Raw genomic sequence first — 22,446 nt, 5'->3', positions numbered from 1 at the left:
GCCCCGGATATTTTAATGGTTCAGTTGTCATAAATTTTACGACAACCTCCTCCGGTGGAAAAGGTACTCGGTACCTGTATTTGTTTTCACGCAGATTTCACAGATAGACACAGATATGAAGTGCGTTCTATAAAGCATTTAACACATCTGTGTACATTCATGCTATCTGTGAGCAACGCTTTCACTTTTGCCTTTTCCTGGCTACCTCAGTACCAATTTAAAAACCAGTGCCGCCAGCACTCCGCCGGCAATAGGTCCAACAACCGGTACCCAGGCATAGCTCCAGTCGCTGTCGCGCTTATTCTTAATAGGGAGTAACGCATGTACGATACGTGGGCCAAGATCACGTGCGGGATTAATGGCATAACCGGTTGGTCCGCCTAAGCTCAACCCTATACCCAGTACCAGCAATGCAATGGGTAAGGCGTCCAAGGCGCCCAGCTTCATCTCCGGCTTTGCCAGCAACAAGGCGCCTAATACCAGCACAAAAGTGCCAACCAGTTCGGTAATGATGTTATGTATTGCGCTTCGTATGGCCGGCGCCGTGCAAAACACAGCCAGCTTGGCATTGGCATCCTGTGTATCATCAAAATGCTGGCGATACGACAGCCACACGATTACTGCCCCAAGCATAGCGCCTATGAATTGGGCCAATATATACGAAGGCACCAGCGCCCAGTCGAAACTGCCTTCCACTGCGAGGCCAATAGTAACGGCGGGATTCAAATGCCCCCCGCTGGCCGCCGCCGTGGCATATACCCCGGTAAACACTGCTACGGCCCATCCAAAGGTGATGGCGATCAACCCGCCGTTATTACCTTTTGTTTTATCTAATACCACGTTGGCTACCACGCCGCCGCCTAATGTAATCAGTAAAGCTGTTCCGGTAATTTCGGCCAGGAATGGAGACATGTGCAGGCAATTTTTTAAATAATAATTCAGGGAAAATACTTTAAAAATAAATAAAGTCCCAATGTTGAAGTATAAATTCTGAAAAAACAAGCGTTTGATAAAGCCCGAATCTCAAATTTCAAATCTTCCGGATGCAACGATAAGCCGTAAATTAAAAACTCCGAAGTATCCTCCATTTTCAAATTACCCACATTTCTACATTTCTCACATTTCCCTTACCTTGCAAACTTAATTCTGGCGTATGTCTGATAAAAAAACAAGTGGCTTAGCGTTCAACAGGCAAAATTATATATGGATGGCCATTGGCGCTGTGGTAATAATAATTGCTTTACTGCTGATGTCGGGCGGTAAAAACGCCGATCCCATGGTGTTTGACTATAAAGAAGTATACAGTACGCGCAGGATTACAGTGGCTCCCATATTGCTGGTGCTGGGATTGGTTATTGAGATGTACGCTATTATGCGTAAGCCCAAAACCACGGATAAATAGATGCCTGCACAACCCGGTAATGATATGATGGGGCTGTCTCAAAAATTATATTTTGCCACGAAGTCACGAACCTGCCTGCCGGCAGGCAGGAGCACGAAGAAAATAAAACGGGAAGATCAGAAATTTGTGTCCCTGCCTGCCGCCGGGCTTGTGTCTTAGTGGCATATCTTCTATACCTCCCCTTTGGATACCGCCTCTTTTTTTTAAGAAGACACGGAAGATATACACTTATTTAAAAACCAATCCGTTAATACTGCCATCACTGTTCAAATTACTTTAGCCGCATGAGCATCTTACAAGCCGTTATTATTGCAATTATTGAAGGGATTACGGAATTTCTTCCTGTTTCTTCCACCGGGCACATGATCATTGCCAGCTCACTGATGGGTATCTCGGGTAATGATTTTACCAAAATTTTTGAAATTGCCATCCAGTTGGGCGCTATTCTTTCGGTGGTGGTGCTGTACTGGAAAAAGTTCTTCGACTTCGCCAAATGGCAGTTTTACGTAAAACTGTTTGTTGCGGTTATACCTGCGCTGGTGTTGGGCAAGCTCTTTTCTGATAAAATAGACGATCTGCTCGAAAGCCCTACTACTGTTGCGGTTGCTTTATTGCTTGGCGGTATTGTATTATTGTACATAGACAGGTTGTTTAAAACCCATGTAATCAGCGAAGAAAAAGAGATCAGCTATGGCCAGGCATTTATTATCGGTATATGGCAATGTGTGGCAATGATACCCGGCGTAAGCCGGAGCGCTTCCAGCATTATTGGAGGAATGCAGCAAAAGCTTACCCGTACTTTAGCGGCTGAATTTTCCTTTTACCTGGCTGTTCCCACCATGCTTGCCGCAACGGTACATAAACTTTTTCTTAAAGATTACCCTGCCGCAAATGGCGATATAAAAGGGTATGAAATTGTATTTGGAAATTCGGCCAACACTACCGCATTTGTTATTGGAAACGCGGTAGCATTTATAGTAGCTATATTGGCCATTAAGTTTTTCATCGGTTATTTACAAAAGCACGGATTTAAATTGTTCGGCATTTACCGTATTATTGTAGGTGTAATACTGCTGGTAATGATTTATGCAGGTTACCTGAAATAACAGATCCGAAAATTCATTTCCATTTTCATGCAAACTGCGCCTAAAAAGGTAATTAACGGCTGGGCAATGTACGACTGGGCCAACAGCGTGTACAGCCTCGTAATTACTACCACTATTTTTCCGGCCTACTATGTAGGCATTACCAGCATGGGAAACAGTAATGGAAAACATTATGTAGATTTTTTTGGCAGGCAGTTTATCAATACTTCTTTGCTGGATTACGCGCTGGCGCTGGTATTTTTAATTGTAGCTGTATCTTCTCCCATATTATCTTCTATAGCCGATTACCGGCGCAATAAAAAAGTATACCTGCGCTGGTTTTGCTTTTTGGGATCTGCAGCCTGCTGCGGGCTGTTCTTTTTTACGCCGCAGCGTATTGAGCTGGGCGTAATCCTGTTTTCTTTGGCTGCGCTCGGTTATTGGGGAAGCCTTGTTTTCTACAATTCATATTTACCCGATATAGCTGCTCCTGAAGATCAGGACCGGATCAGCGCAAAGGGATATGCATTAGGGTATGCGGGAAGCGTGCTGTTGCAGATCATTTGTTTTGCCATTATTGTAAAGCCGGTATGGTTTGGATTAGATGCAGCCGATACCACATTGGGCGTACGTATATCATTCCTGTTAACGGGTTTATGGTGGTTTGGCTTTGCACAGCTTGCCCTCCGGGTGCTGCCGCTTCCCAGTCTTAAGGAGCGGCAGGCAAAAAAAAATGTATTTACGAATGGCTTTCATGAACTGTCCATTGTATTCAGACAGTTAAAGCAGTTGCCTGTACTGCGCCGTTTCTTATTGTCGTTTTTCTTATACAGCATGGGAGTGCAAACCGTAATGCTGGTAGCGGCGGGATTCAGCAAAAAAGAAATTTTCCCGGAACCGGAAGATGAACCTAAGCTGCTATTTACACTTATTCTTATACAACTGGTGGCTATTACCGGCGCTATTGTAATGAGCAGGGTTTCAAAGCGCATAGGTAACCTGAAAGTGCTGATCGTTGCTGTAATAATATGGATCGCTATTTGCATCTGGGCTTATTTTATACAAACGCAGCTGCAGTTTTATGCCCTGGCGGCATCGGTAGGTCTGGTAATGGGAGGCATACAATCCATGAGCCGGAGTACGTATTCTAAATTCCTGCCCGAAACAAAAGATACCACTTCTTTTTTTAGCTTTTATGATGTTACTGAAAAGATAGCGCTGGTTATAGGGCTGTTTTCGTTTGGACTATTAGAAGATATAACAGGGAGCATACGCAACTCCATTGTTGCTTTAATTGTATTTTTTATACTGGGCTTACTCGCCTTGTTATATACCAAAAGAGCGGTGAGCAGGAAGGAGCCGTTACCCGGAAGCCGGGCCTGCTAAAAAGGTTCCCCGTGTGTTTGCTTTATCAGCCGGTCCACAATAGAAGGAAAAGGCTGCATGAGCTGTATGAAATAATCGGTAACCCATCCCCTGCCAAACCATCCCTGTATCCGGCGGCCGGTTTTTAATCTTTTTTGGAATGTAGTATTCCAGTGGGCCTGATATGTTGTTTCCATTTCGTAGCGGCTTATCTTTCCCTGCAAAAAAAGATTAATCTGCTGAAATGCGATCTTGCTGCCGTGCATCGCCATGCTCATGCCGTTGCCGCAAAGCGGGGCTATCATTCCTGCGGCATCGCCTGTCATAAGCATGTGATGCTCTATTTGCGTTTTTTTATCAAAGCTGATCTGTGCAATGGTTACCGGAGACGGATACAAAAAAGCGGCTTCCCCGAACAGCTTATCCAAGTAAGGGTTACGGCGCAATATATTTTGTTCTAACTGCGTGATCACATTATTGCATTGCTGCAGGTTTTGTGCGGTGGTAAGATAACAAAGACAATATTTTTCATCTTCTACCTGAGACAGGCCGCAATACCCGTTTTCAAAATTGTGAAGGGCTATATGATCAGGAGGAAAGTTTGTTTTAATATGATACTTGACAGCGATATAGTTATTGAATTTGCCGGGCTTTTTTTGAATAAAATCTCTTTTCAGCTTAATATCTACATTACTGCGTTTGCCAAATGTGCCGCAGGCCTGCCTGGCCCTGCACATGCTTGTTCCATACTGCACATGAAAATGCGCGTCGCTGAACCATACATTATCCACTTTTGTTTCTTCCCTTATTTCGGCTCCCGCGTTGCGGGCCAGCGCTGCCAGGAAAGCATCTAATTTATAGCGGCTGATACCGAAGCCGCCCAGCGTAAGGCGGCGCTTAATGGTTTTTCCCGATGGCGATGATACCAGCAGATTGTTAATGTGGGGCAGATGCCAGTCGCTTAACGGAACGCCCATTTCTTCGAGGAAGTTCCAGCATTCAAAGCTGATGTATTCGCCGCATACTTTGTGGAAAGGATATTTTTCTTTTTCAAATAAAACTACATGGTGCCCTTTCCTTGCCAGTTGAATAGCAAGGCAGAGCCCTGCCAGTCCGCCGCCAACAATGGCTGCATCGTATGTATGGGTTGTTGTCATGAATTTGCCGTTATCAGCCAGCGAAAGGCCCATTTCCACTTAATGGAGTAGTTTTGAATATTGGCCCGTTGCATGATCGTTTCCCATTCCCGCTTTTTAAACCCGCGCTGAACAGAAAGCGGGGCATCATTTTTTACAAGATAGCTGTTTGAAAACAACCGGGTGAGCGCTTTGATCGAATAATAAGCCAGCATATTGCGGTGCAGGTCATTAATGAAAAACCCTACCCTGCTGTTGTCCTGCATCCACCGCATCATGAGCACCAGGGCATCATCATTGAAATGATGGCAGAAGAGGGAAGCGAAAATGATGTCGGGCTTTTGATGAGCGAAGTTTACCAGGTTGTAATCTGAAAGGATCCAGGTATATTTTGTATCTGCTGTTTTTTCTTTTGCGTAATCAATACATTCCTTTTTTTTATCAATACCCGTTAAATGAACGGCGATGTTATTTTTCAGGCACCACTGTTCAATCGCCAGTAAATTATCGCCACCGCCACAACCTGCTTCACATATGCGGAGGGATTTGAACTGCGCTTTTGATGCAGACAATATATTTTTTATGCCTGCAATAGTAATGGCATGACCGCCCAGCCAGGTATTGATAAAGTTCAGTTCTTTCATATTCTGTTTGATGTCTTCAAACGGAATATCATCAGCGTCTAATAATTCTGCTTGGGTTGATCGTGGCATAAAAGTATGGATCAATTTACGGAAATTTTAGAAAACGATTTGTTGTGTCAGGAAAGAAATGCTGCTATGTTTTTCAGCTTTATACCATCTCTCCCACAAATGTTTCCATTGTAAGCCCCGGGCCAAAGGCGGCGCCTAATATTTTTTTATTCTTCCCCTGCCTTTTTTGCATCATTTGCTGTAATACAAATAAAATAGTGGGAGAGGACATATTACCAAACTCCTCCAAAATACGCGAGCTGTCGGCTAAGGCCTCCTCATCCAGGTGCAGGCACTTTTTCACAGCTTCCAGTATGCGTTTTCCACCGGGATGTATACACCAGCCATTGATCTGTTCTCTGGTGATGCCCGCCGATTGCAAAGCCCTTGCGATCAGTGGTTCAAAATCTTCTTTTATCAATTCGGGTATATACCCGCTTAACGTCATTAAAAAGCCGGAAGAAGATAATTCCCATGCCATATCTTTTTTCCCCCTGGGTATGATCTCCGCGTAAAAATGTTGTAATGCTAACCCGGGTAGGGGATATTGGTCATGAGCGATCAGCGCCGCCGCGGACCCGTCTGCGAACAACATGCTGGAAGTGATATTGTCTGTTGTGGCTTCTTTTTGAAAATGCAGGGTGCATAGCTCTGTGCATACGATCATTACCCTGGCCGCCGTATCGTTTTTGCAGATGGCATCTGCTATTTTGAGCGCGTGAATAGCGGCATAGCATCCCATAAAATTTATGGAAGTCCGGTAAAGCGTATTCGGCAAATCCATCAGGTCTGTGATCTGCAGGTCCAGGCCCGGGGCGCTCATGCCGGTGCAGCTTACGGTAATCAAATGGGTGATCTCTTTTGCCGGTAATATCCGTTCTGTGCAATTTCTTATAGCATCTACCGATAACGGGGCGGCGTGCGCATGGTAAAGCGTCATACGTTGTTCCAGCGATGGAAACGGCTCCAGGCTTTCACTGCGCGGGTAAAACTTCCAGTCCTTTACGGAACGGCTATAGTCTCCAACAACGGAATACCTGTTTTGTATGCCGCTCTGGTGATACAGGAACTTCATTTTACGTTGCTCCACCGTATCAGTCGCGTATACCTGCTGCATAAAATGCAGGATATCTTCCTGCCGGTGTTTATAATGCGGTAAGGCGGTTCCTATGTTAATGATTTTACTCAAGGTTATTAATGATAAAAATAATGATAAAAGCCGTGTTGGTGCAGGCGGAGGCGATTATATTCATACACATCGTATGCGGGTAATCTGCCTGCGCATCATTTTGCCACACTTTTTGTGCCCATAATAAAAAATACAGCACCACCGGCAGCATACAAAGGCTGAACAGGTAGAACGCGCTGTTTTGCAATGTATAAAAAAAATGAAATCCCAGCACAAGAAAGGCTATTGTATAAATAATTCCACAGTATATAAAAGTTCCGCGATAGCCCAGGCGGTAGCTGATGGTTTTAACGCCGTCTCTCAGGTCTGCGCTGTGCTGGTATATTTGGGTCAGCGGGTAAAATCCTCCAATAAGCAAACTGGCTGCCAGCATGGCCGGAACCGGAACCTGTGTTGTTTTATCCATGCTGCATCCATAATAAACCAACGCAAATGTAAATGCGCCCTGGAACAGGATAACGGTGAGGTACCCGGCAACCGGATATTTTTTTAAACGGATGCCCCTGTAGCTGTATGCTTTGGAAACCAGTATATACAGCAATATGCCCAAAGCAAAGTACAGGCTTACAAAACAACTTATCATTATGGCAATGCAGTCCATCAGGGCGGTTACGTATAATAGCTGACGCGAAGGTTGCAATGGCTGTTTAATACCGCCAATGCTTTCGGTGTCCCTGTCCATATAGCTGTTGTACCCATTGCTGGCGGGGTACACCAACCCATGCAGTATAAAAAAAACAAGTACTGCAGAAGATAGATTTACATCAGGCACCTGGCTCAGTGCGAACCAGTATACCGGCATCAGGAAAAATGAAAAATGAAAACGCAGCAATTGGATGGTAGAGGGTAATAAAAATCGTGTTTTCGTTAATGGCATAAATAAAGCTATAACACTAACCTAAGTAGAAGGCCGTAAGCCCGTCTGTATACCCAGCATTTATTCCGGTAATAAGGAACGCTATCTTAATTGGCCTGGTTATGTAAGGTAAGTCTTTTTGCGTATTTATTCCGGCAAACTTGCCTTAACAATATAGATCGCTGCATAGATCACATTTTATTTTTCCCGGGTTCTATACCTGCCCGGCTTTGAGCATCCTCACTGTTACCAAAAGTTGTCCGTTGTGGCGTTGTGTATGCTCTGCTGCATGCATTAATAATCCCAGCACAGTAGAAGGTAATTGAGCACGGCCTACGCCGCGGAATGCGGTTAGAGTAGATTCATCCGTAGCGCTCAATTGAGCCAATGCCTTATCTACCTGCAGGTTTAATAGTGCCAACAATTCACTGGTTTTACAGGAAGGGGAAGGGGGATGCTCTTCCTGTTTCAGGTAGCTCAGTTGTTCTGCATTAAGCATTTCGCCCCTGGCATAGGTAAGCAGCCTGTCAATTACGCCTTTGATGTGCTGCAGGTGAAAGCCCGGTGAAGCTACACCCGCCGGTTTTTCCCATAGCAGGGTTTCGGGAAAGTTATCCATTAATGCATTTATTTCTTCCCTTGCCTGTAAAAGTGCATGTGCTACGGGTTGCAGCAGTGCGGGAATGCCATCCACAGGCCCGCGCAGCCATACTTCATGTTTTTTGTCTGTCATGATGATGTAATATTATTTTAAGGGTATTGGTAATTCATCCGGGTATATTTTTTTTATTGCTTCTCACCGGCTTTTTTCCTGCAGCAAGATACAACCATACATATCCGGCAATCATTGCCATTACGGAGGCAATGAGTACGCCCGATTTGGCGATATCCTGCGTTGCTGTATCTTCAAAAGCCAGCATGGTTATAAAAACAGACATCGTAAAGCCAATGCCGGCCAGTATACCAATGCCGGCAAGCTGCGTCCAGCTTACGCCGCGGGGCAATTCGCCCCATTTGAGCTTTACCAGTACCCAGCAGGCGGTTATAATGCCCAATGGCTTTCCGATAAATAAACCGCCAATGATGCCATAGTTGAGTGAACTGTTAAGGGCTGCTATAAATTCCGGGGGAATAACAATGGCGGTATTGGCCAATGCAAAAATCGGGAGCATGACAAAATAAACGGGTACATGAAGCAGGTGCTCCAGTTTTTCTAAGTGTTGTAATGGAATGGTTAGCGCAAACAATACACCTGCTATGGTAGCATGAATGCCCGAGTTGAAAAAGCAATACCACAGCAATATACCCAGCGCGAAATTCCACCAGCCGAATTTAATTTTCAGCCGGGGAAGTAAAAACAATACAACTGCAATGCCAATGCCCGATAACAGGTAGAGCCATTGGACGGCGCCACCATAAAACAAAGCAATTACAAGAATAGCGCCCAGGTCGTCTATAATAGCCAGCGCCATTAAAAAAGTTTTTAAAGCAGCCGGCACTTTTTTGCCCAGCATGGATGCAATGCCTAAGGAAAACGCGATGTCTGTGGCCATGGGTATGCCCCATCCGTGCTGGAAAGCGGTATGCCTGTTGAACAATAAATAGATCGCTGCCGGGGCCAGCATACCTCCTATGGCGGCAAACAAAGGAAGCAATGATTTTTTGAGCGATGACAGCTCGCCAATAAGTAATTCTCTTTTGATTTCCATTCCCACTAAAAAAAAGAAAGCGGCCATTAAGCCATCATTGATCCAGTGCAGTAGCGAATGGGGCAGGTGAATGCCGGAAGGAGCAGGAACTGCTATATTCCAGAAAGCGATATAATTCTCACCGGCCGGAGTATTGGCAATAATAATGGACAGCACACTACAGGCAAAAAGTAGAATGCCCACCGAGCGGCTGTCTTTTACCATACGCTGTAATGGAGTAACAATGATCTTTCGCAGGAATGTTTTTGCCATACTTCAAATATATGGCCATCTGAATAACCTGCCGAATCGGGTGGGCGCATTTCAATTTTTCGCTCCATGTACAACTTTCCGGTCGGTGAGACACCGACCGGTAGCGGGTTCTACAGGTGGGTGTCACCACCCACCTGCGAAAATTTGAAATGCACCCATCGGGAGTACATTTACCTTCAGCAGGAAAAGTTGTCTTCTTTCTATTGTGCTTATATGTTATCTTGTAACACAGAGGCATACCTCGGCTTTTTTTATTATGGTGCTCTTCGCTCCTTCTCCTGTTTACCGGCATAATAGTAGTATTAAAGAATTACCTTACAGGAGGAACTGCCCTGAATTAACGGCGGTTCTATTGTGCTGAATATATAAAATATGAAAGGACTTCGCAACGGTATAAAAAAAACTACGGCTACACCAAAGGGTAAGGTGATTGCCGCCGTTATTTTTCTTCTTGTGGTTGTGGCTGCAACCCTGGCTATCGTATACTGGAATGCAATAAAGGAGCAGCTGATCCGCAACCAGGTAAGGTTAAAGGTGAGGGAAAAAACAGACCGCCTGTATCACATTCATTACAACAATATGGAATTAGATGAAGTAGGCGGGAATTTATCCGTATCCGGTCTTTCATTGCAGTATGACAGTGCAAGATATTTGAAGATGAAAGAAACCAGGAGCGCGCCTGCTGTGCTTTTTAAGATTGAAATACCCTCCATATCCGTTACGGGCATACAAACCCCCAGGGCTTTGCTCACCCGTGAAATAACAGGCAGCAAAATACAGATCAGTTACCCGGTTATTGAAATGTTGTATACACATGAAGGGAAGGACTCTGCCAGGGCCGTTCCACAGGAGGAGGTGTACAAACAAATACTGGGCGGACTGGAAAAAATTAAGATAGATACGTTGCTTATTATTGGCGCACAGATCATTACTAAAAATATACGAACCGGCAAACAGGAGCTTCAACTGATGGATACACGTGTGGAATTGCGTGATGTGATGGTAGACAGCGCTTCCGGCCGCGACCGTTCCCGCATATTTTTTTCGAAACAATTATCCGCTTCCTGTTCTACATTGCTTTGGTCATCTTCTGATCAGTTGTATACCTATAAAGTTGAAAACATTACGATGCATTCAGCTAACCGGCAAATTAATGTTGAACGTTTTCGCATTATACCTTCCCTGGGTGAAACGGATTTTGCCGCAAAAAAGAACATCCAGTCCGACCGGTTTGATACAGACATCAAACAACTTGCGTTTCACCAGATCAGCTTCCAGCAACTGGTGCAGGAGCAACTGATGGCCGACAGCATAGTGATGCAATCTGCCTCGTTCAAAATATACAGGGATATGACCATGCCCCCGGATACCCGCAGCAAAATAGGTACCTACCCGCATCAAAAAGTGGCCCTAATCCCTTTCCCTGTAGACATAAAAAAAATAATCCTTAAAAATACGGAGGTGGAGTATAAGGAGAAAGGACGGCTATTGCAAAAAACAGGGAAAGTTACTTTTGGAAATATCAATGCGGTGATCAGTAATGTTACCAATAATAAATCGTCGCCGGATAAAATAATAACAGCAGATATCCGGGCAATGTTCCTAAAGCGGTTCCCGGTTCAAACACACTGGACTTTTTATTTGTTTAATCCTAAAGGGAGGTTCGATATCAGGGGGCATTTGGGCGCGCTCAATGCCACAGCCATTAACGGAATAACCGAATCACTTGGGGGCGCCCGTATAAGAAAAGGTTATATCCGCGATCTTAGCTTTAACTTTAAAGGCGATGATTACGGAATGGATGGTACGGTAAAGCTGTTGTATGATGATTTACGCATAGCCCTTTTGAAAAAGGATAAGGAGACCAAAACCCTGGAAGAAAAAAAATTAGTAAGCTGGGGCGCCAATATGTTCATCAAAGACGCCAATCCCTCTAAAGGGGAAGCGCCGAGAGTTGCCCATGTGCATTTCGACAGGGAAATTAACCGTTCTATTTTTCATTTATCATGGAAAACGCTTTCGGAAGGCATAAAAGTAACTGCGCTCCCTTCTAAAAATAAAAAATGAAGGCAGTTGCCGGGGATTGGGAACATGGGTGAAGAGTTGGGACCGGGCGGGGTGTAACAGGAATTTAATATATTTATAACCTTGTGGTGAAATAAAAAAAGTGTATACTTGTTAAGCATTAGTAAACATTACAATACGCTTCTTACCATATTTCAAGTAGTATAAACGATGCAGGGTGCTATAGCCGATATCAATATTTTATTTAACCGGATTGCTGCTTCCGGCGATGAATCGGCTTTGTGGGCCCTGCATAAGGCATATTTTCACCGGCTCTATCGCTTTGTATATGCGCTTACCGGCGTAAAGGAACCGGCAGAAGAGATTGTGAATGATGTGTTTTTGGCCCTCTGGCAAAAAAGGCATTTATTGTATACTGTAGCTAAACCGGAGCTGTATTTGTTTGTTTGCGCCAGGAACAAGACGCTGAGGCAACTGAAAAAGCAAAAGGTATTCACGGAGCCGCTGAATGAGCTGCATGATTTTGATTGTATCCTTTACAGAACGCCTCATGATATTATGATCACCACAGAGCTGCACCGGCGTATTAATGAAGCTATCGGCGCATTGCCGCCCAGGTGTAAGCTTATCTTCAGCCTGGTAAAAGAAAATAACCTGAAATACCGGGAAGTGGCTGAATTGCTCGGGCTTTCCGAAAAAACAATTGAAAACCAAATGGGGATCGCCTTAAAAAAGCTGAGCCAGTCTATTCCGCTCTCTTTTTCTTCCTGAAAATATATTTATTTTTCTTTGGGGGTGAACGGCCGTCAATGGTCTCTTTCAGTATATAACAGCACCCGGATAATATGTCGGATTCGAGGATATGGGAATTACTGGCCCGAAAATATAATAACGAAATTTCAGCAAAAGAGCTTGCTGAGCTGGCCACGCTATTGCAGCAGCAGGGCGAGGCAATTCATTTAAATGAATTGCTGGCAGATCTGCAGGCTATACCCCTTCAAAGCATGAGTTCAGAAGCCGACGAAGTAAAAAGCCTTGATGCACTGCAGCTTTTGATAAAGATGGATAATACGGATGCCATATTCAAGAGCACCATGGAACTGTCGAAGCAGGCAAAGCGGAAAAAGGGATTTTATGCGCTGGGGATAACAACTGCCCTTGCTATCATGGTATCTGCCTGGTTTATTACAAATACTGATAAGCCGGCAGCATCTTTAAGTGTTCCCCTTAATGAAGTGGTAACAAGCGGTGGATCAAAAAGCACAGTTCATCTTCCCGATGGTTCGTCTGTTATACTTAATACAGGAAGCAAGCTTTCCTATAATAAGGATTTTGGCGTGGGTACGCGTGAGATATATTTAAGCGGGGAAGCTTTTTTTGATATAGCCAGGAACGAAAAAGTGCCTTTAACAGTGCACGCCGGCGATGTGGATATAAGCGTGAAAGGAACCATTTTTAATGTAAAAGCATATGCGGAAGATTCAACAGTGGAAGCGTCACTTATAAAAGGCGCTATTGAAGTGTTTTCAAAAAATGACAGGGAAAGAAAAATACTGCTTCGGCCTAACGAAAAAATTGTTATCGGAAAGGCTGCCAATGTAAAATCGTCTGAAAAAAATGTACCGCTTCCTTCACCAAAGGAAGATGTTTTTGTTTTGGGGAAGATCAAAACCAACCCTTCCGACAGCACCATCAGTGAAATTGCGTGGATACAAAACAAGCTGGCTTTTTATAAGGAACCTTTTTCGAGCTTAGCGCAGAAAATGGAAAGCTGGTACAATGTATCTGTACAATTTAATGATGAAAAGCTTGAAAAAATTACTTTTACCGGTTCCTTCGAAAAGGAAGATATCATAGAGGCCTTAGATGCATTACGGCAAATTACGCCTTTTGAATACCGGGTTGAAAACAGGAATGTAATCATCGGTAAGGCAGACAGGAATTAAGCGGGCTGTATTATGCTTTGGTTAAATACAGCCGGAAAACACCTGAAAATTTTGTATTGACAACAGGATCGGGCAGCTTGCATTGTTTTTATAATGACTAAATAATATTTATGATTATTAAACAAATAAGTATGTAAAATCAAAAAAGGGAGATGCGCCAACACCTCCCTGTTAAGCAAACGGGAACACTGACTATGTTCCCCTATTATTCAACTCAACAATTAAAGGTATGCATTTTTCCAAAACTAATTGGGACAGGCAAGGCTTGCTTTATTCCCTGAAATGGAAGTTCATTATGAAAGTTTCTTTCATTATTACTACATTATTAAGTTTACAAATTTCTCTTTTGGCCAACGCGCAAAAGGAAATTTCCCTCTCTGTAAAGAAAGAACCCTTAAGAAACGTGCTAACGCTTATTGAAAAACATTCAGGATACCGGTTTTTGTATACCGATGATCCGGTTTTTGAAAACAGCCGGGTTACCCTGAAAGTACAAAAAGCCGCTTTTGAGGAAGTGATGAGCCGGATACTGGCCGGCACCGGATTAGGTTACACGGTTAATAACAACGAGTTGGTAGTACTGAGCTTTACGCCTGCTGCCAGTTTGGCAATCATTACAGGAAGGGTAACGGATGAAGAAGGCAACCCGCTATCGGGCGTTACCGTGCAGGTAAAAGGCGCCAATACTTCCACTGTTACCAATGCGGATGGTGAATTTAGCATAGATGCGGGGAGCAATGCCATTCTTATTTTTTCGTCTGTTGGGTTTATAACGCAGGAAATTGCCGCCGGCAGTAACGCAGTAGCTAATGTTCGGCTCGAAACCGACAAAAAAGGTCTCTCGGAAGTGGTGGTAACGGCCCTGGGTATTTCCCGTGAAAAGAAATCGCTGGGGTATTCTACGCAAAAGGTTGACGGCGCCCAGCTTACTGAATCGCCTGCGTCTAATTTTGTAAATGGTATAGCCGGTAAAGTAGCCGGTGTTCAGATTTCAAGCTCAGGCGCGGTAGGCTCTTCTTCGAAGATGGTCATCAGGGGCGAATCGTCTTTAAGCATGCAAAATAATCAGCCCCTTTTTGTAATAGATGGCGTTCCTGTTGGTAACGACGGGGTGAGTAATACCAATGCCAATGCAGATTATGGTAACAGCTCTGCTGAAATCAACCCTGCCGATATTGAATCCATGAACGTACTGAAAGGGCCTGCCGCGGCGGCTTTATATGGCTCGCGTGCGGCAAATGGCGCTATTGTTATTACTACTAAAAAGGGAAGTGCCCGCAAAGGCATGGATGTAAACTTCAATACCTATTATTTTGCGCAGGAAGTGGCCTGGCTGCCTAAATTTCAAAACCAGTTTGGACAGGGACTGAACGGGATATATGAAGGATCCAACTTTGGCGCTTCATGGTCAATTTACCCGGATGGCGACAGAGATTCCTATGACGAAAGCTGGGGACCCCGCTTAGATAACAATACCCTGGAGAAGCAATTTGACTCTCCCACCAGCAATGGCTTTCGGGGTGGCGATGTGTCTATTAACAACCGGGGCGATGTAACTGCAACACCCTGGGTATCACATCCAAATAATATCAAAGACTTCTTTAACACAGGCAGCAAATTCTATAACAACCTGGCCTTATCGGGCGGTAACGATAAAGGCACTTACCGGCTTTCGCTTACATCGCTCACCGATAAAGGCGTAATACCCAACAATAATCTCGACCGATACCAGGTAAGCTTAAACAGCAGCTATAAGCTTACCAGCAAGCTTACCTCTTCCATTAATTTCAACTACATGAAGCAAAAAAGCGACAACCGCCCCGATAACGGGTATGGCCGCAATACCTTTATGTACATTTTTACATGGATGACAAGGCAGGTAGACATAAACAGCCTGCGCAATTACTGGCAGGCAGGTTATGAAGGTTTGCGGCAGTTCCAGTTCAATTACGGCGAAAATCACAACAACCCTTACTTCCTGATGTATGAAAATACCAAGGCGCAGGATAAAGACAGGCTGTATGGCAATATTGCCCTGGAATATGCTTTTACCGACAAACTGAAATTAAAAGTTCGTACGGCGGAAGATCTGTATTACGATTTCCGCCCCATGAAATGGGCGGTAAGCACTGTGGATAATCCATTGGGCGGCTACCAGGAAACACGTATAAAGTACGAAGAAAGGAATACAGACCTGCTGTTAACTTATAACGGTTCAGCCGCGGCGGATGACATAGGCTATACGGTATCTGCCGGCGCCAATCGCTTCGATTTAAACGGGAACAATATTACAGCAACAAATAACGGGCTGCTGGTACCGGGTATATATAACCTCGGCAATACTTCTCAGTTATTAACCGCAGGCAACAGCAGTTACAAAAAAAGGATCAATAGTGTGTATGGCATGGTCAATCTTAATTATAAGGGACTTGTATATTTGGACCTGACCGCGCGTAACGACTGGTCGAGCACCCTGCCATCCAATAATAATTCTTATTTCTATCCTTCCATTGGCTTAAACGGCAATTTGAAAGATATCCTTGGCCTGCCGGCTGCTATTAGCCAGGCGCAACTGCGCTTTAGCTGGGCGCAGATGGGCAACGATGCTCCCGTGTATTCTATTATAAATACTTATAACTACGGCTCCCCATGGGGAAATAACTATTCATTGATCGGCAACAGCACATTAATGAATGCTAATTTAAAGCCGGAGATATCCTCAACTTATGAAATTGGAGGAGCGCTCGGTTTCTTCAATAACCGCATAGGCGTTGATGTTACTTACTATGACATCCGCACTGTAAACCAGGTGCTTTACCTGCCTATGGTACAAAGTTCCGGGCAGGGATCACGTATAATTAACGCAGGTGAAATTAAGAATACCGGTGTTGAAGTAATGCTTTCCGCTACGCCGGTTAGCACGGCAGGAGGCTTTAAATGGAACTTTAATATCAACTGGTCGCACAACGTAGGAAAAGTTGTTTCGCTGGATCCTGAAGTAGATAAAATTGTACAGGCTGCCCCCGGTGAAGACGCCTCTATACAGGCGCGGGTAGGCGAAAAAATGGGTGCTATCTGGGGACCGGGTTACAGGAGAGTTCCTGACGGTCCGTTAAAAGGCCAGATCGTTATCGGCACTAACGGAAGAGCGATGGTGGCTCCGGAAGAAATGTACCTGGGGAACGTTAATCCCGACTGGATCGGTGGTTTTTACAACCAGGTTACCTATAAGAATTTCCATCTTAATTTTTTATTTGCCGGACAGGTTGGCGGTAAATTCATTTCCCGTTTTTACAATAAAGCGGCAGGCTCCGGCCAGTTAATAGAAAGCGCAAAGGGCCGCGGAGAAAGAGCGCCCGGCGCGGAATACGATGCCCCTTACTATGTACAGGGCGCAGCGCTGATGCCTGACGGCTCTTACCAGCCCAACTCAACCGGCGACGGAGGCAAATTAGATGCAGGTGTATACGGCACAGACATCAGGAGCATGATTAAAGGACAATTAGATCATATTTCGGAAGCACAATTGTTCAGCGCCACTTATTTTAAACTGCGTGAGCTGTCTGTTGGTTATAGTTTGCCGCATAAATTGATTGGCAACACTTTTATTAAGAACGCGAAGGTTTCCTTAACCGGCAGAAACCTGTTATTGTTCAGACCAGACAGTAATCACCATTTCGACCCTGAAGTTGCCATAGCCACCACAGGCAACGGGCTGATACCAGGTTTTGAGAACATGAGTGTTCCTTCTATGAGGGAAGTGGGCGTTAGCCTTAACCTGAATTTTTAAAAACTTCCAAATTCAAAAATCATGACAAAGTTTAAACCGATCATATTTTTAGCCGTTCTTTTCCTGTCGGCCTGCACGAAAGATTTTGAGGAAATCAATACCAATCCCAATTCGCCGGATAAGGTAGATAATCCCGGCGTGCTGTTTACCAATGCTATCCGAACTGCTGTTAACAGGAATTTTGAGCATTCTTTTAACCGCGGCTCTATAGCGGGCGACCTGCTTTTTAACGATTTTGCCGGCAATTATAACAATTGGGTAAGAGCCGATGCAAGTGGTTATTTTTTATGGAGTTATTATGATTATATCCGAGACTTAAATGAGGTTATTGTTTTATCTGAGGCAAACGGATCAAACAACTATAAAGGTGTGGCATTGGTATTACGGTCGTGGATGTTTCAGAATTTAACAGACATGTATGGCCCTATTCCCTTCAGGGAAGCGGGCAATGCTAAGTTAGAAGGAATTAACAGCCCCAAATACGAACAGCAGCAGGCGGTATATGCCGGGCTGCTGGCCGACCTGGATGAAGCCAGTTCCTTACTGGGTTCAACCAGCGAAAATGTAGTGGGGGATATTTTATTTGACAGTGATATCAGCCGCTGGAAGAAGTTCTCTACAGGACTGATGATCCGTTTACTGATGCGGCAGTCTAAAAAGGTGGATCCTTCTGCCGCACTGACCAATATCCTGAACAACCCTTCCAAATATCCTTTATTTACATCCAATGCCGACCAGGCGGCGCTGCAATATATAGCCGACCGCAGTAATCCTATGCCGCTCTTTACAAAAAGCAACAGCGATTACGCTACAAGTACCCGTGTTTCCAAGAATCTTGTTGATTATCTGAAATCACTTAATGATCCAAGGTTGCCTGTTTACGCGCTTCCTGCACAGTCGAGTGTTGCAGATGCGGATCCTGACCCTGCTGACTTTGAGTATACAGGAGCCGTAAATGGCAATGGACCGCTTTCTGATCCTAAAGATTATTCGGCCCCCGGTATGCTTTGGGCGCCGGAACAATACAATCCCACACTGGCTTCCATGAATGCCGCGCAAGGGGTTATCCTAAGCTATTCGGAAGTACAGTTTAACCTGGCTGAAGCTGCCGAAAAAGGATATATAGCCGGTGGTTCCGATGTTGCTGAAGATTATTATCTGAATGGTATTAAAGATCAGTTTGCCTATTTTGCCGAAAGAATAGGTACAAGGTACGCCGCTTCCTACCTGAAGCTGAAGGGAGAAGATGTTATTCCTGATAACAGCTATTATGCACAGCCTGAAGTGGCGTACGGCGGTACGGCAGCGGAGAAGTTAGAAAAGATAGCGATGCAAAAATGGTTGTCGCTTTATATGGTAGGGTACGAAGCATGGTTCGAATGGAGAAGGAATGGTTTCCCTGAAATTGTTGTTGGCACGCAGGGACCAGGTTATATTGCCAGAAGAGCCCTGTATCCTGCCGATGAAACACGAATTAACATAGATAATTATAACCAGGCGGTACAGTGGTTAGGTACAGATGAACTGAAAACGCGTGTGTGGTGGGATGAATAAAAAACAGAAAACAACAGCATAGAGCTTACCTTATTGACCCTGACTCCACTAACCTGTTGGCACTATCAATGATAGCGGAACGTAAAAGCGTTCCGCTTTTTTTAGCCCTTTTTTAGCCGGATGCAAAGCAGTATAAAAGAAAGCATATCAATATTGTATAAATAGTAATGATTAGTTTTTGCGAACCAAAGCGCCGGGTTGAACGGCGCTTTGGTTTTAATAACCTGTAATTTTAACGGTTGGTTATTTTATACCGCACAGATATAAGTATTCCTGCAGGGTAATTTTTCCATTCATGAGATAAACGTATAATATATCCAGGTCTACTTTCTTTTTTTCCAAAGTGCTCACCATCTCTTTGTCAAAATACAAGTCTTTGATCATTGTTTCCATGTTGTAATTGTTTTAACATGAAGTACGTTGCTGACACGTACCGGAATAGGTGTTTACATTTTCAGCAAAATGTAATATTCACATGGGAGGCAAATCGTAGCGGTTAATTGAATATCGTGGGCAAGTGAATATCGTGGGCAAGAATCGTGAGTTATAAAGCAAAGGCCATTGCAATATGGCTCGTTGAAATTTATTGTGTATGCTAAACGCAAAGGTATCCGGTTTTATTGCTAAAACAGCGCAGGGTACGTTAAAAGCTAAATAAATTTTTATGATTATTCTCTATATATTTTGTTTTAAATATATTATGGATATGTTTATATTATATTTGAATTTCTTAAATGCCTTACGCTACCCAAAACCAATAGAAATTGCGCTGAGCAATAGGTTATCATTACTACAACCGGGAGTATTTCAAACGGATAAACAAACTTGTTTACCGCCAGAACGGAATCAGAAAGTACAAACTGGCCGGCTCCTGAAAAGAATAAAGTAGCTGTTTTTGTATCTGTTTTCCCAAACAGGTTAAGCGTAAGCATCCAAAAAAAGCAGATTACCGTGGCGTAAATAACTACGGGAATTTTTAGTGTATCCAGATAGGGCAATAGCAGGGCCGAAAATAATAGCCAGTATGCCATAACAGGTATGCCCAATAAGGGCTGAAACTGTAAAGCGCCTTTTACGCCGGCGCCGATCCGGAACAGGTAGATGATATAAAAAATATGCGCTGACAGGAAGGCCAATAAGCCAGCGATGAAAAATCCGTTGAATAGTAAAAGCACATCTCCGCACCAGGAAAATAACAATGCGGATAATAATATTTTTGAAAAGGATGACCTGATCCCTGTTTCTGCAGCATAGAGCAGCATCAGTACGATCATTAATAACGGCTTGCTGAAAAGCCTTCCCTGTTCATATCCATTGAAAGTGAAAAGAATATCGGTTATTGCAACCAGCCCGTATATACAGCCTAATGCAAATGATATCCGCTTCATGCATTTATTTTAATTCGATCCGGGCTTTCCTGCCAAAGAAACGGGTAATGGAATCCCTGCTACGGCCGGTATCCGATAACGGCCCGGTAATTAGCGTGTATAGCTTAAAAGAAACAGAGTCTTCCGTGCTGAGCTTTACATCGTAGCCCATTTTCAGCAGTTCCTCGTGCCTGCTTAAAGCCCGCATACGCCGGGAGGTTTCAATGATTACTTTATAGGAAGTATTGCCATTATTGGCGGGGAGGGAAATAACCGTGCTGTCTGCTCCCGTTGCCGCAAAATCCTGTGCTGCAGGTGGTGAAGGAAGTACAGGCTGAATGTTTTCCAATGTATTACCCTGCCTGGTTTTACCCGCCTGCCATTGTTGAAAAAAATAATACACAATCCATCCTATTATTGCCAGTCCCAGCACCATGGCAAATAATACCAGTAATTTGCGAAGTGTATTTTCGGATGTTTTGCCTGGTTGGGGATAGCCATTGCCGAATGACATATCATCAGAACGCTCTTCTCTTTTTGCAGCACGCTTTTTTGAATTGTACTCTTCCGGAACAGTAGCCACTATCACTTCATTTCCCTGGATAAAATCATAGTCATTGCTGTCGTTTAAAATTAAGGTACCCAGTCCTTCAATATAAAACTGCTTACTTACATTTAATAGTTGCTTGCCGATATTTAAAAAATCTTCCAGGTCCGATGAAGCCAGTGGTCGTATCTTTCCGGTGTGCTGCGCAATAAAATCAATAAGTCCCCCGTCTTCCGGGGTTTTTTTATCGGGAGAAAATTGTATTGTATTTCCGGGAAGCCGGATCTTCCCTTTTTCATTTTCAAATGGATTTTCATAAAAATTATCCAATACAAATTCACCAATGCCCTGTAACTGCATTTTTTTATTTTGGAGCAGGTATTGTCCAAGTAAATGTGCTATCTTCAAAATCCTGGCTGTTTTTAGTAAAGAATGATACCCGGAATCAGAGGCACAAGTTACAAAAATATCAAAAGGAACTGGGCACAAGTTTTAGTCCCTTTTAGCTCTATGCCGGGAAGCTGGAAATGTAATACCGCTCTTTTCCCGGGCAGACTTATATTTGTAAATCCAACCATTTATTATTATGCTAAGTGAGGAAGAAAAGGCGTTTATTGTATATTGGGAGCAAAACAGGGCCCGGCAAAAAAGAGTATTCTACCAGTTACTTGTTGGTCTTCCGTTAGGGCTGCTGCTTGCGTTGCCCATACTTATCAATTATCTGTCGGGATGGGATAAAAGAGCCACTATGGTAGGTAATACACAGTCTAACCCCCTCGTATTAATTATAGCGGTATTGGCTATAGCAGTTTTTTTTTCCATATTTAACAGACGCCATAAATGGGAAATGAACGAGCAGCGCTATCTTGAATTAAAGCAGGAGGAGGAAACAGATGTTAAAACAAAGTAAGGATGCAACGTTTTGATAAGTGATTATATCATTGGGTATAAAGAAAAAAATATATGAGAAAGATCGCCTTTTATGGTTTTGTAGTGTTTGCAGTTTTATTATTTGCGTCATGTTTGAAGAAAGATTCGGGTTGTCCTTACAATGAGCTGACTGTTAAGGCGCCGGATAGCGAAGTACAACAGGTTGAACAGTACCTTGCTGGCAAGGGAATAACCGCTCTTAAAGATTCATCGGGTGTATATTATGTTGTTGAAGCTGCCGGCGCCGGCAAAGTGCCTGAAGTATGTTCCATAATCAGCGTAAATTATACCGGCACGTTAACCAACGACCAGGTTTTTGATAAAAGCAATGGAACGCCGGTAACATTCCGGCTTGGTGAACTGATTCCCGGCTGGCAAAAAGGACTGAAGTATATTCAATCCGGAGGTAAGATCAGGCTCTTTATTCCTCCCAGTTTGGGCTATGGCGATAAAGATGCCAAAGATGCAAACGGCAATGTGATAATACCCGCAAATTCCATTATTGTATTTTCCTTGGAACTTACCGGAGTGCAGTAGGTAAACAAACACTTTACGAAAAAGGCTTTGAGGTGTTCATATACTTCAAAGCCTTTACCTTTAT

At 43.8% G+C, this 22,446-nt stretch carries 21 protein-coding genes; 11 read left to right on the top strand and 10 right to left on the bottom strand.

Going from position 1 to position 22,446, the window contains the following annotated elements; all coding sequences use genetic code 11:
* Positions 1-201: 201 nt before the first annotated feature.
* Positions 202-912 carry an MIP/aquaporin family protein gene (locus PLE34_RS00605; protein ID WP_324553020.1) on the bottom strand — a complete coding sequence of 237 codons (711 nt, stop codon included), beginning with the start codon at positions 910-912 and terminating at the stop codon, positions 202-204.
* A gap of 241 nt (positions 913-1,153) precedes the next feature.
* On the opposite strand from PLE34_RS00605, the gene PLE34_RS00600 reads away from it, so the two are divergent.
* The 4 genes from PLE34_RS00600 to PLE34_RS00585 all read left to right on the top strand — a co-directional run bounded on the left by PLE34_RS00600 (position 1,154) and on the right by PLE34_RS00585 (position 3,873).
* Positions 1,154-1,402 (top strand): DUF3098 domain-containing protein, encoded by a 249-nt coding sequence (locus PLE34_RS00600; RefSeq protein ID WP_324553018.1) that lies wholly within the window; start codon positions 1,154-1,156, stop codon positions 1,400-1,402.
* Positions 1,403-1,561, top strand: coding sequence for a hypothetical protein (locus PLE34_RS00595; protein WP_324553016.1), 159 nt, complete (start codon positions 1,403-1,405; stop codon positions 1,559-1,561).
* A 125-nt stretch (positions 1,562-1,686) separates the two neighbouring features.
* Positions 1,687-2,508 (top strand): undecaprenyl-diphosphate phosphatase, encoded by an 822-nt coding sequence (locus PLE34_RS00590; protein ID WP_324553013.1) that lies wholly within the window; start codon positions 1,687-1,689, stop codon positions 2,506-2,508.
* A gap of 27 nt (positions 2,509-2,535) precedes the next feature.
* Positions 2,536-3,873, top strand: a complete 1,338-nt coding sequence (locus PLE34_RS00585; protein WP_324553010.1) for an MFS transporter — start codon at positions 2,536-2,538, stop codon at positions 3,871-3,873.
* Here PLE34_RS00585 and PLE34_RS00580 read toward each other — a convergent pair.
* The 6 genes from PLE34_RS00580 to nhaA form a co-directional block, all read right to left on the bottom strand.
* On the bottom strand, positions 3,870-5,009 hold the full coding sequence (locus tag PLE34_RS00580) for an NAD(P)/FAD-dependent oxidoreductase (RefSeq protein ID WP_324553007.1): 1,140 nt from the start codon (positions 5,007-5,009) through the stop codon (positions 3,870-3,872). The genes PLE34_RS00585 and PLE34_RS00580 overlap by 4 nt on opposite strands.
* Positions 5,006-5,701 carry a methyltransferase domain-containing protein gene (locus PLE34_RS00575; protein ID WP_324553004.1) on the bottom strand — a complete coding sequence of 232 codons (696 nt, stop codon included), beginning with the start codon at positions 5,699-5,701 and terminating at the stop codon, positions 5,006-5,008. Before PLE34_RS00575 ends, PLE34_RS00580 begins: the two co-directional genes overlap by 4 nt.
* 79 nt (positions 5,702-5,780) lie before the next feature.
* Positions 5,781-6,869 carry a type III polyketide synthase gene (locus PLE34_RS00570; protein WP_324553001.1) on the bottom strand — a complete coding sequence of 363 codons (1,089 nt, stop codon included), beginning with the start codon at positions 6,867-6,869 and terminating at the stop codon, positions 5,781-5,783.
* Positions 6,862-7,746, bottom strand: a complete 885-nt coding sequence (locus tag PLE34_RS00565) for a UbiA family prenyltransferase (protein ID WP_324552998.1) — start codon at positions 7,744-7,746, stop codon at positions 6,862-6,864. Before PLE34_RS00565 ends, PLE34_RS00570 begins: the two co-directional genes overlap by 8 nt.
* Positions 7,747-7,939: 193 nt before the next feature.
* Positions 7,940-8,458: a DinB family protein gene (locus PLE34_RS00560; protein WP_324552995.1), complete on the bottom strand. Its 519-nt coding sequence runs from the start codon at positions 8,456-8,458 to the stop codon at positions 7,940-7,942.
* 34 nt (positions 8,459-8,492) lie between these two features.
* Entirely contained in the window at positions 8,493-9,686 is a 1,194-nt protein-coding gene (nhaA, locus tag PLE34_RS00555; RefSeq protein WP_324552992.1) for a Na+/H+ antiporter NhaA, read from the bottom strand.
* 372 nt (positions 9,687-10,058) lie between these two features.
* Here nhaA and PLE34_RS00550 point away from each other — a divergent pair, with 372 nt between their 5' ends.
* The 5 genes from PLE34_RS00550 (at position 10,059) to PLE34_RS00530 (ending at position 19,001) form a co-directional block, all read left to right on the top strand.
* The gene (locus PLE34_RS00550) at positions 10,059-11,753 is read left to right on the top strand and encodes a hypothetical protein (protein WP_324552989.1); all 1,695 of its coding nucleotides are present in this window, start codon (positions 10,059-10,061) and stop codon (positions 11,751-11,753) included.
* Positions 11,754-11,921: 168 nt separating this feature from the next.
* Entirely contained in the window at positions 11,922-12,482 is a 561-nt protein-coding gene (locus PLE34_RS00545; protein WP_324552987.1) for an RNA polymerase sigma-70 factor, read from the top strand.
* 74 nt (positions 12,483-12,556) lie between these two features.
* Positions 12,557-13,657: a FecR family protein gene (locus PLE34_RS00540; RefSeq protein WP_324552985.1), complete on the top strand. Its 1,101-nt coding sequence runs from the start codon at positions 12,557-12,559 to the stop codon at positions 13,655-13,657.
* 295 nt (positions 13,658-13,952) lie between these two features.
* Positions 13,953-17,447, top strand: coding sequence for a SusC/RagA family TonB-linked outer membrane protein (locus PLE34_RS00535; protein WP_324552982.1), 3,495 nt, complete (start codon positions 13,953-13,955; stop codon positions 17,445-17,447).
* A gap of 21 nt (positions 17,448-17,468) precedes the next feature.
* Positions 17,469-19,001 (top strand): SusD/RagB family nutrient-binding outer membrane lipoprotein, encoded by a 1,533-nt coding sequence (locus PLE34_RS00530; protein ID WP_324552979.1) that lies wholly within the window; start codon positions 17,469-17,471, stop codon positions 18,999-19,001.
* Positions 19,002-19,244: 243 nt separating this feature from the next.
* On the opposite strand, the gene PLE34_RS00525 is transcribed toward PLE34_RS00530, so the two are convergent.
* The 3 genes from PLE34_RS00525 to PLE34_RS00515 all read right to left on the bottom strand — a co-directional run bounded on the left by PLE34_RS00525 (position 19,245) and on the right by PLE34_RS00515 (position 21,323).
* Positions 19,245-19,394 carry a hypothetical protein gene (locus tag PLE34_RS00525; RefSeq protein ID WP_324552977.1) on the bottom strand — a complete coding sequence of 50 codons (150 nt, stop codon included), beginning with the start codon at positions 19,392-19,394 and terminating at the stop codon, positions 19,245-19,247.
* Between the two features lie 317 nt (positions 19,395-19,711).
* Positions 19,712-20,389: a lysoplasmalogenase gene (locus tag PLE34_RS00520; RefSeq protein ID WP_324552975.1), complete on the bottom strand. Its 678-nt coding sequence runs from the start codon at positions 20,387-20,389 to the stop codon at positions 19,712-19,714.
* Positions 20,390-20,393: 4 nt separating this feature from the next.
* Positions 20,394-21,323 (bottom strand): hypothetical protein, encoded by a 930-nt coding sequence (locus tag PLE34_RS00515; RefSeq protein ID WP_324552972.1) that lies wholly within the window; start codon positions 21,321-21,323, stop codon positions 20,394-20,396.
* 178 nt (positions 21,324-21,501) lie between these two features.
* On the opposite strand from PLE34_RS00515, the gene PLE34_RS00510 reads away from it, so the two are divergent.
* Both PLE34_RS00510 and PLE34_RS00505 read left to right on the top strand, forming a co-directional pair.
* Entirely contained in the window at positions 21,502-21,825 is a 324-nt protein-coding gene (locus PLE34_RS00510) for a hypothetical protein (RefSeq protein ID WP_324552969.1), read from the top strand.
* 53 nt (positions 21,826-21,878) lie between these two features.
* Positions 21,879-22,382 carry an FKBP-type peptidyl-prolyl cis-trans isomerase gene (locus PLE34_RS00505; protein WP_324552966.1) on the top strand — a complete coding sequence of 168 codons (504 nt, stop codon included), beginning with the start codon at positions 21,879-21,881 and terminating at the stop codon, positions 22,380-22,382.
* The last annotated feature ends 64 nt before the right edge of the window (positions 22,383-22,446 follow it).

This window comes from Agriterribacter sp., from assembly GCF_035445465.1.
In the GTDB taxonomy this organism is placed as follows: Bacteria; Bacteroidota; Bacteroidia; order Chitinophagales; family Chitinophagaceae; genus Agriterribacter.
The sequence above is the reverse complement of the archived record's forward strand: the minus strand, read 5'-3'. Positions and strand labels throughout refer to the sequence as shown.

Bases quoted from the DNA above. Each gene is read 5' to 3' on its own strand.
- PLE34_RS00600 (WP_324553018.1), top strand. From the start codon at position 1,154: ATGTCTGATAAAAAAACAAGTGGCTTAGCGTTCAACAGGCAAAATTAT.
- PLE34_RS00530 (WP_324552979.1), top strand. From the start codon at position 17,469: ATGACAAAGTTTAAACCGATCATATTTTTAGCCGTTCTTTTCCTGTCG.
- PLE34_RS00595 (WP_324553016.1), top strand. From the start codon at position 1,403: ATGCCTGCACAACCCGGTAATGATATGATGGGGCTGTCTCAAAAATTA.
- PLE34_RS00510 (WP_324552969.1), top strand. From the start codon at position 21,502: ATGCTAAGTGAGGAAGAAAAGGCGTTTATTGTATATTGGGAGCAAAAC.
- PLE34_RS00505 (WP_324552966.1), top strand. From the start codon at position 21,879: ATGAGAAAGATCGCCTTTTATGGTTTTGTAGTGTTTGCAGTTTTATTA.
- PLE34_RS00590 (WP_324553013.1), top strand. From the start codon at position 1,687: ATGAGCATCTTACAAGCCGTTATTATTGCAATTATTGAAGGGATTACG.
- PLE34_RS00550 (WP_324552989.1), top strand. From the start codon at position 10,059: ATGAAAGGACTTCGCAACGGTATAAAAAAAACTACGGCTACACCAAAG.
- PLE34_RS00560 (WP_324552995.1), bottom strand. From the start codon at position 8,458: ATGACAGACAAAAAACATGAAGTATGGCTGCGCGGGCCTGTGGATGGC.
- PLE34_RS00545 (WP_324552987.1), top strand. From the start codon at position 11,922: ATGCAGGGTGCTATAGCCGATATCAATATTTTATTTAACCGGATTGCT.
- nhaA (WP_324552992.1), bottom strand. From the start codon at position 9,686: ATGGCAAAAACATTCCTGCGAAAGATCATTGTTACTCCATTACAGCGT.
- PLE34_RS00575 (WP_324553004.1), bottom strand. From the start codon at position 5,701: ATGCCACGATCAACCCAAGCAGAATTATTAGACGCTGATGATATTCCG.
- PLE34_RS00535 (WP_324552982.1), top strand. From the start codon at position 13,953: ATGAAAGTTTCTTTCATTATTACTACATTATTAAGTTTACAAATTTCT.
- PLE34_RS00580 (WP_324553007.1), bottom strand. From the start codon at position 5,009: ATGACAACAACCCATACATACGATGCAGCCATTGTTGGCGGCGGACTG.
- PLE34_RS00585 (WP_324553010.1), top strand. From the start codon at position 2,536: ATGCAAACTGCGCCTAAAAAGGTAATTAACGGCTGGGCAATGTACGAC.
- PLE34_RS00540 (WP_324552985.1), top strand. From the start codon at position 12,557: ATGTCGGATTCGAGGATATGGGAATTACTGGCCCGAAAATATAATAAC.
- PLE34_RS00525 (WP_324552977.1), bottom strand. From the start codon at position 19,394: ATGGAAACAATGATCAAAGACTTGTATTTTGACAAAGAGATGGTGAGC.
- PLE34_RS00605 (WP_324553020.1), bottom strand. From the start codon at position 912: ATGTCTCCATTCCTGGCCGAAATTACCGGAACAGCTTTACTGATTACA.
- PLE34_RS00520 (WP_324552975.1), bottom strand. From the start codon at position 20,389: ATGAAGCGGATATCATTTGCATTAGGCTGTATATACGGGCTGGTTGCA.
- PLE34_RS00565 (WP_324552998.1), bottom strand. From the start codon at position 7,746: ATGCCATTAACGAAAACACGATTTTTATTACCCTCTACCATCCAATTG.